The following is a 16,457-nucleotide window of genomic DNA, read 5'->3' as shown; positions in this document are numbered from 1 at the left end:
TCCGATGCGCAAGCATCCGTTACGAAAAATTTCACGACTGGCGAACGTCGGGGCAGGCGGGTTGAAATAGGCTGATCGGAATCGGCAAGGCATTGCGCTGCGAATGATCGGCTTTTCAGTGAGGGAGTGGTCGGCGTGGGCGCCGGGACTGGTGGATCGCGACGCATGGCGCGCGTGGGCCGCTGCGCCGTGGCTGCCGACGGGCGATGCCACGCCGGCGCTGGCCGAGGTGCCGGCCATGCAGCGGCGACGCATCGAGCGGCTCGGACGCATGGCGATCCAGACCGCGTTCTGGTGCCAGCAGGCGGAGGACAGTGGCCTGCCGCTGGTGTTCGCCTCGCGCCACGGCGATGTGGCGCGTTCGATGGAACTGCTGGAAGCCCTCGCGACGGCGCAACCGCCATCGCCCACCACCTTCGGCCTGTCGGTGCACAACGCGATCGCGGCGCTGTACTCGATCCTGCGGCGCGAGCGAGGCAACTATCTCGCACTGGCCGGCGGCATGGCGACGGTGGAGGCCGCCTGCGTCGAAGCGGCGGCACTGCTGGCCGATGGCGCGCCCGAGGTCATGCTCGTGGTGTATGACGCCCCGTTGCCCCCGGTCTATGCCGGTTTCGCGGACGAGCCCGATGCCGGCTTCGCGTGGTGCTGGCGGATCGGTGGCCGCGATGTTTCCGCTCCGACCTTGACGCTGGAATGGGAGGGCGACGACGGTGGCGGGAGCCCGCTGGCCTCCACGCTGCCGCATGGCCTGGACGTACTGCGTTTCCTCCTGGCGGGGGACGCATCGCTGCGCTGGCATTGCGACGGTTCGGTGTGGCAGTGGCGACGCGATGCGTGACCGCCTCGATCATGCGTGGCGTGTAGCGGGCACCGGCCTGAGCTTCCTCGCGTTCGGGGTGGGCGGTTTGCTCCTCGGGGTATGTGTCCTGCCGCCGATGCTGTGGCTGGTGCGCGACCCGGAACGGCGCCGGCGTTGGTCGCGTCGCATCGTTCAGCGCAGTTTCGCCGCCCATGTCGAGTTCATGCGTCGCATGGGCGTGATGACGTACGAGATCCGGGGGCGGGAACGGTTGGCCCGCGATGGCTTGCTGGTGCTGGCGAACCATCCCACCCTGATCGACGTGGTCCTGCTGGTGTCCCTGCTGCCCAACGCCGACTGCGTGGTGAAGTCCGCGGTGGCCCGCAATCCGTTCATGCGCGGGCCTGTGCGGGCGGCAGGCTACGTGGCCAACGACGACGGCGCCGGCCTGGTCGAGGACTGCATCGCCGCCGTGCGGGCCGGCGGTGCGCTGGTGATCTTCCCCGAGGGCACGCGGACCACCCCGGGGCAACCGTTGAAGCTGCAGCGGGGCGCCGCGAACATCGCCGTGCGGGGCGCTGGACATCACGCCCGTGCGGATATCCTGCTCGCCGCTGACGCTTGGGAAAGGGGAGAAGTGGTATCGTGTGCCGCCGGTGCGATTCCATATGGTGATCGATGTTCAGGAAGACCTGCCGATCGCCCCATTCCTGAACGGAGTGGCGGGGGCGGATCCATCGGCGGGGGGAGAGGCGCTGGCAGCCCGGCGGCTCACGGAACATCTGGCCAACTACTTTGCGGGAGATCCATCGCGTGCAGGCACTTGAGCACGAGATCAAGGAATTGATCATTTCGTCGCTGTCGCTGGAAGACATCACGCCCGACGACATCGACACCGGCGCGCCGCTGTTCGTCGAAGGTCTCGGGCTGGACTCGATCGACGCCCTGGAACTCGGGCTGGCGCTGCAGAAGCGCTACGGCGTCGCACTCTCCGCAGACTCGCAGGAAACCCGCCGGCATTTCGCCAGCGTGCGTGCCCTGGCGGATTTCGTCGCCTCGCAGGGCAAGGCCTGAGCAGGGACGGGCAGGACTGGCAAGATGACCAAAAACGAACTTTTCGACCGGATCGTCACGATCCTGCATGACAGCTTCGAGATCGAGCCCGCGCGCATCACGCCGGAGGCTCGGCTCTACGACGACCTCGACATCGACAGCATCGATGCGGTGGACCTGATCGTGCAGCTCAAGCCCTTGCTTGGGCGCAGCCTGCAGCCCGAGGCTTTCAAGTCGGTGCGCACGGTGCAGGACATCGTGGACGTGCTGTACGGCCTGATTCGCGACCAAGCTGCCTGAGCGTAGGCGCGTTCCCGTGTCCCGGATAGGCGCGGCCATCTTCGTGGCGTTGTCGGTGGCGTATCCCCTGGTGGTGTACTGGGCGATGGGCCGCTTCGAGCCGCGTTGGCTGGCGGTGCTGCTGCTGGTCCTCGCCGTGCTTCGTGCCATCGCGACCCGGCAGGCGATCTGGCTGGTCGCTGCGGCCGGCGCCGCGATGCTGGCGGCACTGGCCACGGCCTTCAATGAGGCGCTGCCGCTGAAGCTGTACCCGGCGCTGATCAACGCCGTGATGCTGGTGGTGTTCGCGACCAGCCTGGCGTTCCCGCCTTCGGCCGTCGAACGCATCGCGCGGCTGACCGAGCCCGATCTGCCGCCCGCTGGCGTGGCCTATACGCGCCGCGTCACCCAGGTGTGGTGCGGGTTCTTCGTCTTCAATGGCGCGCTCGCGCTGGTCACGGCGTTGTGGATGTCGGACCGCGCCTGGGCGCTGTACAACGGCCTGATTGCATACGCGCTCATCGGCCTGCTGTTCGGGGCCGAATGGCTGGTGCGGCAGCGCGTGAAGGCGGGGTACCGGCATGGCTGAGTGGCGCGCGCTCGCCGACGTCGCCGTGCGGCCCATGCCGGGACGCGCGTTCCTCGCTGCAGGCGCCGTGTCCGCGGACCATGCAGACTTCCATCGTGACGTGCTGCACTGGCAGGCGAGTTTCCGCGCGCGTGCCGGCGACATCTGGGCGCTCCATTTCGAGGACGCCGCGCGTTTCGCCGCAGCGCTGTACGGCGCATGGCACGCCGGCAAGACCGTGGTGCTGCCCGGCGATGCGCTGACCGGCACCCAGTCGCGCCTGCGGACGCGGGTGGACGGTTTCGTCGGCGACTGGATCGAGAGCGATATGCCGACGCCGGATCACGCGCCGGATAGCGATGCCGTCGTGGGAGCGCTCGATGCGGACGCCACGCGTCTGGTCGTGTTCACCTCGGGCAGCACCGGTGAGCCGGTCGCCATCGAGAAGCGGCTGCGTCAGCTCGACGCCGAGGTGCATGCGCTGGAGGCGGCGCTCGGCCGGTCGCTGGACGGCGTGGCCGTGCACGGTACGGTCTCGCACCAGCACATCTACGGGTTGCTGTTCCGCGTGCTGTGGCCGTTGGCGGCCGGACGCGCCATCGTGTCGCGGGCGTTCTTTCCCGAAGACCTGTTGGCGGCGATGGAAGGGCAGGACGCGGTACTGGTCGCCAGTCCCGCGCATCTGAAGCGCTTGCCGGCGCAGCTGCCGTGGGCATCGCTGCACGGGAAATTGCGTGCCGTGTTCTCCTCGGGCGGTGCGTTGCCCGCCGAGGCGGCGCACGAGGTTGCCCGCCTGCTCGGCGTGCCACCCACCGAGATCCTCGGCAGCAGTGAAACCGGCGGCATCGCCTGGCGTCGCTGGGAGACGGAAGTGCCGGTCTGGTGCCCGCTGCCCGGTGTCGACTGGCGCGTGCAGGACGGCGTGCTCGAAGTGCATTCGTCCCACCTGTCCGGCGATGCGTGGTGGCGCAGCCAGGATCGTGCGGAGCCCGACGGTGCCGGCGGCTTCCGCCTGCTGGGCCGGGCCGACCGTATCGTGAAGGTGGAGGAGCGGCGCGTGTCGCTCGACGCGCTCGAACGCCAGATCCAGACGCATCCCGCGGTGAGGGAGGCACGCGTGCTGCTGCTGGGCGGCGCGCGCAATGCCCTCGCGGCGGTCGTCGCGATGGCCGACGGCGTCCCCGTGCCGGACGATGCCACGGCGCGCCGTGCCCTCTCGCAGTCGTTGTCGCGGCATCTCGCGGCTACCCAGGATGCGGTGACGCGACCGCGTCGCTGGCGTTTCACCATCGCGCTGCCCGTCAACGCGCAGGGCAAGGTGACCGAGGCGGCGTTGGCCGCGCTGTTCCGTCCCGAACGCCCGGACGCGCACTGGACCTTGCGGGAAGCGAACCGGGCGCAGGTGGAGTTGTCGCTGGATGCGTCGCTGGCGGTGTTCGACGGCCATTTCAGCCAGGCAGCGATCCTGCCGGGCGTGGCGCAGCTCGACTGGGCCGTGCAACTGGCGAGCGAAGCTTTCGACGTGCCGTCGCGGTTCCTGCGCATGGAGGCCCTGAAATTCCAGCGGGTCGCGCGTCCCGGCGACCTGATCCGGCTGGATCTCGAATGGCAGGCGGAGCGGGGCACGCTGGTGTTCCGCTACACCTCCGTGCATGGGGCGCATGCGAGCGGTCGCGTGGTGTTTGCCGATGGCGAATGACCCTGCGCCGATGTCGGCCGGTTTCCACCCGTTGGTGGTGATCCCGGTGTTCGACCACGAGCATGCGATCGCCACGATGGTGGAGGGCGTGCTGGCGACCGGGACGCCGTGCCTGCTGGTGGACGACGGCTCGGGCGAGGCCTGCGCACGTGAACTCGACCGGCTGGCGGCGCTGCATGCGCCGCAGGTGAGATTGCTGCGGCTGCCCGTCAACCAAGGCAAGGGCGGGGCGGTACTGGCCGGTTTTCGCGACGCGGGCATCCGCGGGCACTCGCATGTCCTGCAGATCGATGCGGACGGCCAGCACGACCCGGCCGACATCCCGCGTTTCCTCGCCGATGCGCAGGCGCACTCGGACGATGTCGTCTGCGGCGTGCCGCTGTACGACGCGAGCGTGCCGAAGGGACGGCTCTACGGGCGCTATCTCACCCATGTCTGGGTGTGGATCAACACCTTGTCGTTCGGTATCCGGGATTCGATGTGCGGCTTCCGCGTCTATCCGCTGCCGCCGGTACTGCGGCTGATCGACGAGGAGACCATCGGCCGCCGCATGGATTTCGACGTGGAAGTGCTGGTGAGGCTGTTCTGGCGGAACATCGCGGTACGTAACCTGCCGACGCGGGTGACCTACCCGCTCGACGGCGTGTCCCACTTCGACGTGTGGCGCGACAACGTGCGCATCAGCCGCATGCACACGCGCCTGTTCTTCGGCATGTTGCGCCGGTTGCCGCGCCTGCTGGTGCGTCGTGCCCGGGTAGTCGCGGCATGAGCGGTCGCAGCGAACACTGGGCCGACATCGGCGAATCCACCTCGGTGCGCGGCATCCTGTTGCTCTGCGCGGTGCACCGCTGGCTGGGCCGCTGGCCGTTCCGTGTGTGCGTGTATCCGGTGGTGTTCGTCCACTGGCTGCTCAACGGCACGGCGCGACGCGCATCGCTTCAATACCTGCGGCGTGCGCACAACCACCTGGGCGTGCCGTCGCCGCGACCCGGCGCGCGGCAGAGCCTGCATCACTTCGCGATGTTCGCCGAGACGATGCTGGACAAGATCCTGGCGCTGGGCCAGCGCTATCCCGTCGACAAGGTGCGGATGCTGAGGCAGGACGTCTTGGCACGGGTGAAAACGGGCGAGGGCGGACTGATCGTCACTGCGCACCTCGGATGCCTGGAGCTGTGCCAGGTCATGGCCGACCAGGTGCCCGGTTTCCGCCTGACCGCACTGGTGCATACCGCCCATGCCGAGCGCTTCAACCGGCTGATCCGTCGCCTCGATGCGGGTAGTCGCGTCGAGCTGTTGCAGGTCACCGACCTGGGGCCGGCCGATGCGGTGAAGCTGGCCGAACGCGTGGCGCGCGGGGAGTTCATCGCCATCGCTGGCGACCGCGTGCCCCTGCGTGGCGGCCGCAGCGTCATGGTCCCGTTCCTGGGACACGACGCGCCGTTTCCCATCGGGGCCTACGTGCTGGGCTCGGCGTTGCGGTGCCCGGTGTTCACCATGGCGTGCACGCACGAGGGCGACGGCTACAGCGTGCGCCTGGAGGCCTTCGCCGACCGGATCACGCTGCCGCGCGGCTCGCGCGATGCGGCCCTGGCCGGCTACGCTGCGCAGTTCTCGACATGGATGGAGCGGCAGGTCCGCCTGTCCCCGTACGACTGGTTCAACTTTTACCCCTTCTGGGATCAGGTACCGCATGACCTCCGCACTGAATGAATCCGTGGCGCCGGTGTTCGGCGACGCACCGCTGCGTATCGAGGACGTGGTGGCGCTGGCACAGCGGAAGACCCATGCCGTGCTGTCCACGGACACCGTCTTCCGGGCGCGGATCGCGCGCGGCGCAGACTTCCTCAGCCGCCTTCTGGAAGAGGAGGGCGTCATCTATGGCGTCACCACCGGCTACGGCGACTCGTGCACGGTGAACATCCCGCCCGCCCTGGTCGCGGAACTGCCGCACCACCTGTACACCTACCACGGCTGCGGACTCGGCCGCTTCCTCGACGAAACCGAAACCCGTGCGGTGCTCGCCGCGCGGCTGGCGTCGCTGGTACGCGGCATGTCCGGTGTCAGTCTGCCGTTGTTGCAGGGGCTCGAGACGCTATTGTGCCACGACGTGCTGCCGCTGATTCCCGCCGAAGGGTCGGTCGGCGCCAGCGGCGACCTGACGCCACTGTCGTACGTGGCAGCCGTGCTGTGCGGCGAACGCGAGGTCATGCACAACGGCAAGCGTCGCGATGCGCGCGATGCGCTGGCCGAGATCGGCATGACGCCGCTGACGCTGCGTCCCAAGGAGGGCCTGGCGATCATGAACGGCACCGCCGTCATGACCGCGCTGGCGTGTCTGGCGTTCCATCGCGCCGAGTACCTGTCGCGGCTGGCGACGCGGTTGACCGCGTTCAACGTGCTGGCCAGCGACGGCAATGCCCACCATTTTGACGCCGTGCTGTTCGCGGCCAAGCCGCATCCCGGGCAGTCGCGCGTCGCGCAGCGCTTGCGCGAGGACCTGCACAGCGACCGTCCGCCACGGAACGAGCAGCGCCTGCAGGATCGCTATTCGTTGCGCTGCGCGCCGCACGTGATCGGCGTGCTGGAAGACGCGTTGCCGTTCCTGCGCCAGTTGATCGAAACCGAACTCAACAGCGCCAACGACAATCCGCTGATCGATCCGGATCGGGAGCAGATCCTGCACGGCGGCCACTTCTACGGGGGACACATCGCCTTTGCGATGGACTCGCTGAAGAACACGGTGGCCAACGTCGCCGATCTGCTGGACCGCCAGCTCGCGCTGATCGTCGACGCGCGCTACAACCATGGTCTGCCGGCCAACCTGTCCGGCGCCACAGGACCCCGCGCCGCCATCAATCACGGCCTGAAGGCGCTGCAGATCAGCGTGTCGGCCTGGACCGCCGAGGCGTTGAAGCTGACGATGCCGGCCTCTGTGTTCTCGCGCTCCACCGAATGCCACAACCAGGACAAGGTCAGCATGGGCACCATCGCCGCACGCGATTGCCTGCGCGTGATCGAACTGACCGAGCAGGTGGTCGCCGGCATGCTGATCGCCGCCCGCCAGGCGCTGGCGCTGCGCGAACGCGTGGGCCTCCAGTCGACGCTGGGCGAAGGGCCGGCGGCGATGTACGCCGACCTGCAGCACCGCATCGCGCTGGTCGAAGAGGATCGCGCGCTCGATGGCGAGCTGCGCCAGCTGCTGGTCGACATCCGTGATGGGCGCTGGGACGTCTATGCCGGCTGATGCGCGCGAGGACCTGGCGATCGAAGTCCGGCTCGCGCCGGCCTTCCATGATTGCGATGCCATGCAGGTGGTCTGGCACGGGCACTACTTCAAGTACCTGGAGATCGCCCGCTGCGCGCTGCTGCAGCGGTTCGACTACGACTACCCGCAGATGCAGGCGTCCGGCTACCTGTGGCCGATCGTCGACACCCGCGTGAAGTACATCCGGCCGCTGCTGTACGCACAGCCGCTGATCGTGACCGCGCGCATCAGCGAATGGGAAAACCGGTTGAAGATGGACTACGAAATCCGCGACGCGGCGAGCGGCGACGTGCTGACGCGTGCGCATACGATCCAGGTGGCGGTCGACGCCGCTTCAGGCGAGATGCGCTATCAGTGCCCGCCCGTGTTGTGGGAACGGTTGGGAGTCCAGGCACCATGAAGAGGCATCGCGTCGTACTGCTGCTCGCCTTTGCACTGGCCAGCGGCCTTGTTCCTTCCGCGCGCGCGGCCGATCCGCTGGCGCAGGTGCGCGCCCAGGTGGCTCAGGTGCCGATGCTGCGCGGCGAGTTCGCGCAGGAGAAGCAGGTCGCCGGGTTCAAGAACCCGTTGCGCTCGAGCGGCCGCTTCCTGCTGGCGCGCGAGAAAGGCGTGCTGTGGACCACCACCGCGCCGTTCCCGTCGGAGATCGTCATCACCCAGGACCGCATCCTCAGTCGCCAGCGCGACGGCAGCCGCCGGGTGGAAGTGGATGGCAGACAGCAGCCGGGGCTGCGCAGCGTCAACGCGATGATGTTCGCGTTGATGAGCGGCGACATGAAGGCGCTGACCTCGACCTTCGAGGTGAAGGAAGAGCCGGCCGCCACGGGCTGGAAGATGACGCTGGTACCGCGCTCGCGGCAACTGGCGCAGGCGTTCACCTCGGTACGGCTGTCCGGCGACCGCTATGTCCGCGAAGTGGAACTGCGCGAACCCAATGGCGACCTCACCCGCCTGCGCTTCAGCGGTATGAGCGAAACGCCCGCCACGCTGTCGCGCGACGAGGCGGCCCGGTTTGAGTGACTCCGCACTTCCCGTAACGCCGGGCCACCCGCTGCGTGGCTGGCGGTGGCTGGCGCTCGCGTGGCTGCTGGTGCTGGCCGCCGTGGCGTGGCACCAGTGGGGGTTCTGGCAATCGCCGCGCATCGATAGCGACGTGCTGGCATTGCTGCCGCAGGAAGCGGGCGATCCAACGGTAGCCGACGCCACGCGCCGCATCGCCGAGAACAGTTCGCGTGACGTCGTGGTCATGCTGGGAGCGAAGGACTCGGACGCCGCGCTGAAAGCGCGCCAGGCATTCGACGCCGCTCTCGCGCAACCCGCGGCACAAGCGCTGCTCGTGGCCGGGGGCTCGCCGGAGGACTGGTTCGCGCAGGCGCGCGATACGCTCGCGCCGTATCGCGATCGCTTGCTGACGCCCGCCCAGCGGGAGGCGCTCGCGCAGACCCCGGCGGATGCGCTCGCCGAGTCCGCTTTGGTGGCGCTGTACGGGCCGATGGGCGCGCCACGCCTGACCGAGTGGCGCAGTGATCCGCTGGGGCTGTGGCCGCAATGGTGGCAGGCGCAGGCCGCGGCCTCCGGCATGGCGCTGGATGGCGATGGCCTTCTGCAGGCCGAGGACCGCTATTGGGCGGTGATGCAGTTCACCCTGAAAGGATCGGCGTTCCGGCTGGATGGCGAACGCCATCTGCAGGATGTGCTGGATGGCGCGACGGCTGCCGCGATGGCCTCCACCCCGGATCTTCGCGTGCTGAAGGCTGGCGTGCCGCTGCACGCCGAATCCGCCGCCGTCCAGGCGAACCGCGAGGTCAACACCATCGGCTGGGGATCGCTGGCCGCGGTGCTGCTGCTGGTCTGGCTGGCGTTCCGCTCCCTGCGCCCGCTGCTGCTGGTGGCGATGTCGCTGCTGGTGGGCTGCGCGGTCGCGCTGACGGTGACGGTGCTGGTGTTCGGCAAGGTCCATCTGCTCACGCTGATCTTCGGTGCCAGCCTGGTCGGCGTGGCGGAGGACTACGGCATCCACTGGTTCGCGTCGCGCCAGGGCGTGGCCAGCGAGCGCCGCTGGTCGCTCCTTAGGTACCTGTTGCCGGGCCTGTGGCTGGCGTTGCTGACCAGCGCCATGGCCTATCTGGCACTCGGCCTCGCGCCGTTCCCCGGCCTGCGGCAGATGGCGCTGTTCTCGGTGGTCGGCCTGACGGCCGCCTTCTTGACGGTGATCTTCTTCTTCCCCTGGCTCGATGGCGGACAGGTCCGCACCACCGGCTTCTCGCGCTGGCTGGGCGGCACGCTGGCGCGCTGGCCGCGCCTGGGCAGCCGACGCGCCGGCATCGTGCTGGCGGTCGTCGTGCTGATCGTCGCCGTGCCCGGCCTGTTGCGGGTACAGGGCAATGACGACCTGCGGGGCCTGCAGTCGTCGCCGCCGGAACTGATCGCCCAGCAGCGCGACGTCGGCCGCTTGCTGGGCATGCCCAGCCCCGCGCAGTTCTTCCTCGTGCAGGGACGCGATGCCGAGCAGGTGCTGCAGCGCGAAGAACAGCTCGTCGCGCGCCTTCGCCAGGCCGAAGCCCAGGGCAAGGTGGGCGGACACCGTGCCCTGAGCGACTGGCTGCCCTCGCAGCGCCGGCAGGATGAGGACGCGGCGTTGACCGCGCGCGTCGAGCAGGACGTGCTGGCGCGCCTCTCGAGGGCGACCGGCGAGGCGCTCGCACGCGGTGAGCTAGCGCCGTCGGCGTTGGGCATCGACGCCTTCCTCGCATCGCCCGCCGCGCTTCCCGTCCGCCATCTCTGGCTGGGACAGGTGGGGCAGGGCGTGGCGTCGGTGGTGATGGTCAACGACCTGTCGCGGACGGATGCACTGGCCACGTTCGCGGCGCAGGCGGAAGGCCTGGAGGGCGTGCGCTGGGTAGACCGCACCGCGGATATTTCACGCCTGCTCACGCACTACCGCCACATGATGTCCTGGCTGCTGCTGGCCGGTGTCGTCGTCGTGTTCGCCGTGCTGGCGCTCCGCTATCGCGGCCAGGCGTGGCGCGTGATCACGCCGACCTTGCTGGCGGGCGTGCTGACGGTGGCGCTGCTGGGCTGGCTGGGCCAGCCGCTGCAACTGTTCAACGTGCTGGCGCTGATGCTGCTGCTCGGCATGGGCATCGACTACGGGATCTTCCTGGTCGAGCACCGTGGCGATGCCAGCGCGTGGCTGGCGGTCTGCGTCGGCGCGGCGAGCACCTGGCTCTCGTTCGGTCTGCTGGGCCTGTCGGCCACGCCGGCGTTGCGCGCGTTCGGTCTGACCCTGCTGTTCGGCATCGGCCTGGTCTGGCTGCTGTCGCCCCTGTTCCGGCCGCCGCCGGATGACTCCTCCTCGCATGGAAACACGGTTGCATGAAAACGGAACGCACTGACATCCTGATCATCGGCGCCGGCCCGGCCGGTTCCGTGGCCGCGGCGATGCTGCGGCAACAAGGACGCAAGGTCCTGATCGTCGAGCGCGAGCAGTTCCCACGCTTCTCCATCGGCGAGAGCCTGCTGCCGCAGAGCATGGAGTACATCGAAGCGGCGGGTCTGCTGCAGGACGTGGTGCAGGCCGGCTTCCAGTACAAGAACGGTGCGGCGTTCGTGCGCGGCGAGCGCACCACCGAGTTCGATTTCCGCGACAAGTTCTCGCCGGGCTGGGGTACCACCTATCAGGTGCAACGCGCCGACTTCGACCATGTGCTGGCGAAGGGCGCCGAGCGCATGGGCGCGGAAGTACGTTACCGCCATGAGGTGCTGTCCGCCGAGCCGGGCGAGACGCCACGCGTCACCGTGCGTTCGCCCGAAGGCGAGGAGTACGTGATTGAAGCGGACTTCATGCTCGATGCCAGCGGCTTCGGGCGCCTGCTGCCGCGCCTGCTGAAGCTGGAGTCGCCGTCGAACTTCCCGGTGCGCGGCGCCATCTTCACCCATGTGCGCGACCACATCCCGCACGACGCCGGTTTCGACCGCAACAAGATCCTGATTACCACGCATCCCGAGCATGTCGACGTGTGGTACTGGACCATCCCGTTCTCCAACGGCTGCTGCTCGCTGGGCGTCGTGGCGGAAATGGACTTCCTCAACCGCTACCAGGGCACCGATCTCGAGCGCCTGCAGGCCATCGTCGGCGAGGACCCCAACCTCACGCGCCTGCTGAAGAACGCGGAATGGGCGGTGCTGCCGGTGCGGCAGATCACCGGGTACTCGGCCAACGTGTCGTCGCTGTGGGGACCGGGTTATGCGTTGCTCGGCAACGCGGGCGAGTTCCTCGATCCGGTGTTCTCGTCGGGCGTGACCATCGCGTTCAAGTCGGCGCAGTTGGCGAGCGAATGCCTGCGCCGGCACTACGCCGGCGAAACCGTGGACTGGGAAGCCGACTATTCGGTGCCGCTGCGTGGCGGCGTGCAGACGTTCCGCCGTTTCGTGGAATCGTGGTACGCCGGCGGCTTCCAGAAGATCATCTTCCACCCGGACCCGCAGCCCGACATCCGCCGCATGATCTGTTCGATCCTTGCCGGCTATGCGTGGGACAAGAAGAATCCCTACGTGGCCGATACGCAGCGGCGGCTGCAGGTGCTGGAGCAGCTGTGCACCGGCTGATCGCCCTCCTGTTGATGGGCCTGGTACTGGCAGCGTGCGCGACGCGCCCGCCGCCATCTGCCTTCACCCTGCCTGCGCTGAGGCTGGCGCCGGCGTCGCTAGGTCACGAACTGGCGGCGCAGCAGCACCTGGTGTTCCGCTTCGGCGCGCACGTACGCGAGCTGGATGCACTGCTCGAAGTGGACGCTGGCGAAGTGCGCCTCGCCGTGCAGGCCATGGGACGGACCGGCGTGCGCCTGCAATGGGATGGCAAAGACCTGGTCGAGCAGCGCGCTGCATGGCTGCCGGCCGCGGTGCGAGGCGAACGCGTGCTCGATGACGTGCAGTTCAGCCTGTGGCCGGCAGAAGCCATCCGTGCGGCGCTGCCTGCAGGATGGGAGCTGGCCGAACGCGATGGCACCCGCGAGCTGCGCAAGGATGGCCGGACCTGGCTGCAGCGCGAACAGGTGGATGCCACCACCGTGCGCGTCCGCAATGAGGCGGATGGCTACGAGCTGACGATCGAATCGGTGGCTGGCGGAGTCCACGAGCCGTGAGCGACGCCCCGGTCTTCCTGAACCACCTGGGCATCGTCTGTGCGCTCGGCACGGACGTCGCCTCGGTGCGCACGGCGCTCTTCCGTGCCGATGCGCCGGCTGGCGTCGCCGTCGACGACACGCTCGTGCCCGGACATGCGCTGGCACTGGGCAAGGTAGTCGATACGCTGCCCTCGCTCGACCACCACCCCGTGCAGCTTCGTGGCCGCAACAATGCGCTGCTGCGCGCGGCCTACATGCAGATCCAGGACTCCGTGCAGCAGGCCATCGAACGATATGGCCCTGCGCGCGTGGCCATCGTGGTCGGCACCAGCACCTCGGGCATCGGTGAAGCCGAGCAGGCGATGGCGCACTGGCAGCAGCACCGCCAGTGGCCCGCAGGCTTCCACTATGTGCAGCAGGAAATCGGCGCGCCGTCGCGCTTCCTTGCCGCCGAGTCCGGCGCCCGCGGCCCGGCCTGGACGATCTCCACCGCCTGTTCCTCCAGCGCGAAGGCGATGGCGTCTGCCGCCCGCCTGCTGCGTGCAGGCCTGGTCGATGCGGTTATCACGGGTGGCGCCGACTCGCTGTGCGAATTCACCGTGCGCGGGTTCATGGCGCTGGAATCGGTCTCGGCCGAGCGCTGCAATCCGTTCTCCACGCATCGCCACGGCATCAACATCGGCGAGGGCGCGGCGCTGTTCCTGATGACGCGCGCGCCGGGACCGGTGCGGTTGGCGGGATGGGGGGAAACCGCGGATGCCCACCACATCTCGGCGCCCGAGCCGCAGGGCATCGGCGCCATCGAGGCGATCGGGCAGGCGCTGGCGCGGGCGAAGCTGTCGCCGGCGCAGATCGACTACGTGAACCTGCATGGCACAGCCACGCCGCAGAACGACGCGATGGAAAGCCGGGCCGTAACGGCGGCGCTGGGGAGCGGCGTACCGGTCAGTTCCACCAAGCCATTGACCGGCCACACGCTGGGCGCGGCCGGTGCGGTCGAAGCGGGCCTGTGCTGGCTGGCGATGACCGACAATCCCGCGTACCGCCTGCCGCCGCACTGGTGGGACGGGGCGGCGGATCCCGCGCTGCCGCCGCTGGCCTTCGTTGCGCCGGGCGACCGTGCGAAGGGGCCGCTGCGCCACGTGTTGAGTCAGTCGTTCGCATTCGGCGGCAGCAATGCCGTGCTGGTGTTCGGAGGGGAATGATGCGCGAGCTGTACGACATCGAACGCGTGGTGCCACATCGCGGAACGATGCGCCTGGTCGACCGGCTGGTCGACTGGGACGAGGACACCGTGGCCGTCGAACTGCGCGTGCCCGAAGAAGGTCCGTTCAGCCACGCAGAAGGCGTGCCTGCCTGGGTGGGCGTGGAATACATGGCGCAGACCATCGCGGCCTGGGCCGGCTGCCATGCGCGGGCCGCGGGACGTGAGCCGTCCATCGGATTCCTGCTGGGCACCCGCCGCTACGAGAGCCGCACCTCGTGGTTCCCGGCCGGGATCGTGCTGCGGGTGGAGGCGATCCGCGAATTGCTGGGCGACAATGGGCTGGGCATGTTCCGCTGCCGCATCCTGGGGGAGGGCGAGGAACTGGCGACCGCCAACGTGTCGGTGTTCGAACCACCGGACGCGATGGCTTATCTGGAGAGTACGCAGGAATGAGTGCAGAGAATACGGTCCTGGTCACCGGGGGGAGCCGGGGCATCGGGCGGGCGATCGCGCTGCGGTTGGCGCAGGACGGCTTCGATGTCGTCGTGCATTGCCGCAGCCGGGTGGACGAAGCGGAGGCCGTCGCCGGCCAGATCCGCGGGTTGGGCCGCGCTGCGCGCGTGCTCGCCTTCGATGTGGCCGACCGCGCTGCCGCTGCGCAGGTGCTTGAGGCGGACATCGGCGAACACGGCACCTATCACGGCGTCGTCTGCAACGCCGGCATCGCGCGCGACACCGCCTTCCCGGCGATGAGCGCGGAGGATTGGGACGACGTGCTGCGCACCAACCTCGACGGCTTCTACAACATCCTCAATCCGCTGGTCATGCCGATGGTGCGGCGGCGCAAGCCCGGCCGCATCGTCACGCTGTCGTCGGTGTCGGGCCTGGTGGGCAATCGTGGCCAGGTGAACTACAGCGCGGCCAAGGCCGGCATCATCGGCGCGACCAAGGCACTGGCGCTGGAACTGGCCAGCCGCGAGATCACGGTGAACTGTGTGGCACCCGGCCTGATCGATACCGAGATGGTCAGCGGCGAGGTCGTCGACGAGGCATTGAAAATGATCCCGATGAAGCGTGTGGGCAAGCCGGAGGAGGTCGCCGCCGTGGTGTCGTTCCTGATGTCGCCGCAGGCTTCTTACGTCACGCGCCAGGTGATCTCGGTCAACGGAGGACTGGTCGGATGAGTCGCAACGATCGACGCGTGGTGGTCACCGGTGCCGGCGCCATCAGTCCGCTCGGCCACGACTGGCCCAGCGTGCACCTGCGCCTGCGCGAATGCCGCAACGCCGTGCGCCACATGGACGACTGGGCGAAGTACGAAGGGCTGAACACCCGCCTGGCGGCGCCGGCCGAACCCTTCGAGTTGCCAGCGCACTACAACCGCAAGACCACGCGCAGCATGGGGCGCGTGGCGCTGATGTCCGTGCGCGCTACCGAACTGGCGCTGGAAGAGGCCGGCCTGCTGGGCGACCCGGTGCTGAAAAGCGGCAGGGTGGGCGTGTCGTACGGCTCGTCCGCGGGCAGCCATGAGGCGGTCGGCGATTTCGGCCGGATGCTCAACGAGTACACCACCGAAGGCATCAACGCGACCACCTACCTGAAGATGATGAGCCACACCGCGCCGGTGAACATCGGCGTGTTCTTCGGCTTGACCGGGCGCGTGTATACGACCTCCAGCGCCTGCACGTCCGGCAGCCAGGGTGTCGGCTGCGCGTACGAGGCCGTGCGCAGCGGCAAGCAGGTCGCGATGATCGCCGGTGGTGCCGAGCAGCTCGATGCGACAGCGGCGGCGGTGTTCGACACCCTGTTCGCCACCAGTGTGCGCAACCACGAACCGGAACTGACGCCGCGCCCGTTCGACGCGAACCGCGACGGCCTGGTGTTGGGCGAGGGCGCCTGCACGCTGATCCTGGAAGACCTCGAACACGCGCAGGCGCGCGGTGCGACGATCCTGGCCGAGATCGTCGGCTACGGCACCAACAGCGATGGCCAGCACGTCACCCAGCCCAGCGCCGACACGATGGCGCAGGCCATGCGGCTGGCGCTGGACGATGCCGGCCTGTCGCCGGACGCCATCGGTTACGTCAACGCGCACGGCACGGCCACCGACCATGGCGACATCGCCGAGACCGCGGCGACCGCGTCCGTGTTCGGCAGTCGCATGCCGATCAGTTCGCTGAAGAGCTACGTCGGCCACACGCTCGGTGCCTGCGGCGCCTACGAGTCGTGGATCACGCTGCAGATGATGCGCGAGGGATGGTTCGCCCCCACGCTGAACCTGGAAGCGCGCGACCCGCGTTGCGCCGACCTCGACTACATCACCGGCGAGGGCCGCGAACTGCAGACCGATTACGTGATGAACAACAATTTCGCTTTCGGCGGCATCAATACGTCGCTGATCTTCAAGCGCTGGTAAGCGAGCGGGCAGGGGTGCCCGCACCGGCGTTTTCACGACAAC

Annotated in this window: 18 protein-coding genes; all 18 read left to right on the top strand. The window is 68.7% G+C overall.

All coding sequences use genetic code 11. The annotated features are described in order from the left end of the window. The first annotated feature begins 103 nt into the window (after nucleotides 1-103). The 18 genes from ACSQ1W_RS08680 to ACSQ1W_RS08595 are packed head-to-tail and all read left to right on the top strand — an operon-like array spanning nucleotide 104 to nucleotide 16,415. Nucleotides 104-841 carry a beta-ketoacyl synthase chain length factor gene (locus tag ACSQ1W_RS08680; protein ID WP_192268029.1) on the top strand — a complete coding sequence of 246 codons (738 nt, stop codon included), beginning with the start codon at nucleotides 104-106 and terminating at the stop codon, nucleotides 839-841. Continuing rightward, nucleotides 834-1,649, top strand: a complete 816-nt coding sequence (locus ACSQ1W_RS08675; protein WP_436042916.1) for a lysophospholipid acyltransferase family protein — start codon at nucleotides 834-836, stop codon at nucleotides 1,647-1,649. Before ACSQ1W_RS08680 ends, ACSQ1W_RS08675 begins: the two co-directional genes overlap by 8 nt. Beyond that, complete coding sequence (locus ACSQ1W_RS08670; RefSeq protein ID WP_162337822.1) at nucleotides 1,616-1,876, top strand: phosphopantetheine-binding protein; 261 nt, start codon at nucleotides 1,616-1,618, stop codon at nucleotides 1,874-1,876. Before ACSQ1W_RS08675 ends, ACSQ1W_RS08670 begins: the two co-directional genes overlap by 34 nt. 24 nt (nucleotides 1,877-1,900) lie before the next feature. Continuing rightward, complete coding sequence (locus ACSQ1W_RS08665) at nucleotides 1,901-2,155, top strand: acyl carrier protein (protein WP_192268033.1); 255 nt, start codon at nucleotides 1,901-1,903, stop codon at nucleotides 2,153-2,155. Between the two features lie 16 nt (nucleotides 2,156-2,171). Next, complete coding sequence (locus tag ACSQ1W_RS08660; RefSeq protein WP_192268035.1) at nucleotides 2,172-2,723, top strand: hypothetical protein; 552 nt, start codon at nucleotides 2,172-2,174, stop codon at nucleotides 2,721-2,723. Then, the gene (locus ACSQ1W_RS08655) at nucleotides 2,716-4,401 is read left to right on the top strand and encodes an AMP-binding protein (RefSeq protein ID WP_436042914.1); all 1,686 of its coding nucleotides are present in this window, start codon (nucleotides 2,716-2,718) and stop codon (nucleotides 4,399-4,401) included. Before ACSQ1W_RS08660 ends, ACSQ1W_RS08655 begins: the two co-directional genes overlap by 8 nt. Then, complete coding sequence (locus ACSQ1W_RS08650) at nucleotides 4,391-5,170, top strand: glycosyltransferase family 2 protein (RefSeq protein ID WP_436042913.1); 780 nt, start codon at nucleotides 4,391-4,393, stop codon at nucleotides 5,168-5,170. Before ACSQ1W_RS08655 ends, ACSQ1W_RS08650 begins: the two co-directional genes overlap by 11 nt. Continuing rightward, entirely contained in the window at nucleotides 5,167-6,111 is a 945-nt protein-coding gene (locus ACSQ1W_RS08645; protein WP_436042911.1) for an LpxL/LpxP family acyltransferase, read from the top strand. Before ACSQ1W_RS08650 ends, ACSQ1W_RS08645 begins: the two co-directional genes overlap by 4 nt. Further along, nucleotides 6,092-7,645, top strand: coding sequence for an HAL/PAL/TAL family ammonia-lyase (locus tag ACSQ1W_RS08640; protein WP_436042910.1), 1,554 nt, complete (start codon nucleotides 6,092-6,094; stop codon nucleotides 7,643-7,645). Before ACSQ1W_RS08645 ends, ACSQ1W_RS08640 begins: the two co-directional genes overlap by 20 nt. After that, the gene (locus ACSQ1W_RS08635) at nucleotides 7,635-8,066 is read left to right on the top strand and encodes an acyl-CoA thioesterase (protein ID WP_192268043.1); all 432 of its coding nucleotides are present in this window, start codon (nucleotides 7,635-7,637) and stop codon (nucleotides 8,064-8,066) included. The genes ACSQ1W_RS08640 and ACSQ1W_RS08635 overlap by 11 nt, the downstream gene beginning before the upstream one ends. Next, a complete protein-coding gene (locus ACSQ1W_RS08630; RefSeq protein WP_436042908.1) occupies nucleotides 8,063-8,686 on the top strand; it encodes a LolA family protein in 624 nt (207 codons plus the stop codon). The genes ACSQ1W_RS08635 and ACSQ1W_RS08630 overlap by 4 nt, the downstream gene beginning before the upstream one ends. Next, entirely contained in the window at nucleotides 8,679-11,045 is a 2,367-nt protein-coding gene (locus ACSQ1W_RS08625; protein ID WP_436042906.1) for an MMPL family transporter, read from the top strand. Before ACSQ1W_RS08630 ends, ACSQ1W_RS08625 begins: the two co-directional genes overlap by 8 nt. Further along, the gene (locus ACSQ1W_RS08620; protein WP_436042904.1) at nucleotides 11,042-12,274 is read left to right on the top strand and encodes an NAD(P)/FAD-dependent oxidoreductase; all 1,233 of its coding nucleotides are present in this window, start codon (nucleotides 11,042-11,044) and stop codon (nucleotides 12,272-12,274) included. Before ACSQ1W_RS08625 ends, ACSQ1W_RS08620 begins: the two co-directional genes overlap by 4 nt. Further along, nucleotides 12,262-12,810 carry a DUF3261 domain-containing protein gene (locus ACSQ1W_RS08615; RefSeq protein WP_436042902.1) on the top strand — a complete coding sequence of 183 codons (549 nt, stop codon included), beginning with the start codon at nucleotides 12,262-12,264 and terminating at the stop codon, nucleotides 12,808-12,810. The genes ACSQ1W_RS08620 and ACSQ1W_RS08615 overlap by 13 nt, the downstream gene beginning before the upstream one ends. Beyond that, nucleotides 12,807-13,997, top strand: a complete 1,191-nt coding sequence (locus ACSQ1W_RS08610; RefSeq protein WP_436042900.1) for a beta-ketoacyl-ACP synthase — start codon at nucleotides 12,807-12,809, stop codon at nucleotides 13,995-13,997. Before ACSQ1W_RS08615 ends, ACSQ1W_RS08610 begins: the two co-directional genes overlap by 4 nt. After that, nucleotides 13,997-14,452 (top strand): ApeP family dehydratase, encoded by a 456-nt coding sequence (locus ACSQ1W_RS08605; RefSeq protein ID WP_436042898.1) that lies wholly within the window; start codon nucleotides 13,997-13,999, stop codon nucleotides 14,450-14,452. The genes ACSQ1W_RS08610 and ACSQ1W_RS08605 overlap by 1 nt, the downstream gene beginning before the upstream one ends. Next, the gene (gene fabG / locus ACSQ1W_RS08600; RefSeq protein WP_436042897.1) at nucleotides 14,449-15,183 is read left to right on the top strand and encodes a 3-oxoacyl-ACP reductase FabG; all 735 of its coding nucleotides are present in this window, start codon (nucleotides 14,449-14,451) and stop codon (nucleotides 15,181-15,183) included. The genes ACSQ1W_RS08605 and fabG overlap by 4 nt, the downstream gene beginning before the upstream one ends. Continuing rightward, the gene (locus tag ACSQ1W_RS08595; RefSeq protein WP_436042895.1) at nucleotides 15,180-16,415 is read left to right on the top strand and encodes a beta-ketoacyl-ACP synthase; all 1,236 of its coding nucleotides are present in this window, start codon (nucleotides 15,180-15,182) and stop codon (nucleotides 16,413-16,415) included. The genes fabG and ACSQ1W_RS08595 overlap by 4 nt, the downstream gene beginning before the upstream one ends. Nucleotides 16,416-16,457 lie beyond the last annotated feature (42 nt).

The organism is Pseudoxanthomonas sp. LjRoot143 (assembly GCF_964252945.1).
Taxonomy (GTDB): domain Bacteria; phylum Pseudomonadota; class Gammaproteobacteria; order Xanthomonadales; family Xanthomonadaceae; genus Pseudoxanthomonas_A.
The sequence above is the reverse complement of the archived record's forward strand: the minus strand, read 5'-3'. Positions and strand labels throughout refer to the sequence as shown.

What these genes read in the sequence shown, in the direction of transcription:
- ACSQ1W_RS08680 (WP_192268029.1), top strand. Translation starts at nt 104, where the DNA reads ATGATCGGCTTTTCAGTGAGGGAGTGGTCGGCGTGGGCGCCGGGACTG.
- ACSQ1W_RS08675 (WP_436042916.1), top strand. Translation starts at nt 834, where the DNA reads ATGCGTGACCGCCTCGATCATGCGTGGCGTGTAGCGGGCACCGGCCTG.
- ACSQ1W_RS08665 (WP_192268033.1), top strand. Translation starts at nt 1,901, where the DNA reads ATGACCAAAAACGAACTTTTCGACCGGATCGTCACGATCCTGCATGAC.
- ACSQ1W_RS08655 (WP_436042914.1), top strand. Translation starts at nt 2,716, where the DNA reads ATGGCTGAGTGGCGCGCGCTCGCCGACGTCGCCGTGCGGCCCATGCCG.
- ACSQ1W_RS08650 (WP_436042913.1), top strand. Translation starts at nt 4,391, where the DNA reads ATGGCGAATGACCCTGCGCCGATGTCGGCCGGTTTCCACCCGTTGGTG.
- ACSQ1W_RS08645 (WP_436042911.1), top strand. Translation starts at nt 5,167, where the DNA reads ATGAGCGGTCGCAGCGAACACTGGGCCGACATCGGCGAATCCACCTCG.
- ACSQ1W_RS08640 (WP_436042910.1), top strand. Translation starts at nt 6,092, where the DNA reads ATGACCTCCGCACTGAATGAATCCGTGGCGCCGGTGTTCGGCGACGCA.
- ACSQ1W_RS08635 (WP_192268043.1), top strand. Translation starts at nt 7,635, where the DNA reads ATGCCGGCTGATGCGCGCGAGGACCTGGCGATCGAAGTCCGGCTCGCG.
- ACSQ1W_RS08630 (WP_436042908.1), top strand. Translation starts at nt 8,063, where the DNA reads ATGAAGAGGCATCGCGTCGTACTGCTGCTCGCCTTTGCACTGGCCAGC.
- ACSQ1W_RS08620 (WP_436042904.1), top strand. Translation starts at nt 11,042, where the DNA reads ATGAAAACGGAACGCACTGACATCCTGATCATCGGCGCCGGCCCGGCC.
- ACSQ1W_RS08605 (WP_436042898.1), top strand. Translation starts at nt 13,997, where the DNA reads ATGCGCGAGCTGTACGACATCGAACGCGTGGTGCCACATCGCGGAACG.
- fabG (WP_436042897.1), top strand. Translation starts at nt 14,449, where the DNA reads ATGAGTGCAGAGAATACGGTCCTGGTCACCGGGGGGAGCCGGGGCATC.
- ACSQ1W_RS08595 (WP_436042895.1), top strand. Translation starts at nt 15,180, where the DNA reads ATGAGTCGCAACGATCGACGCGTGGTGGTCACCGGTGCCGGCGCCATC.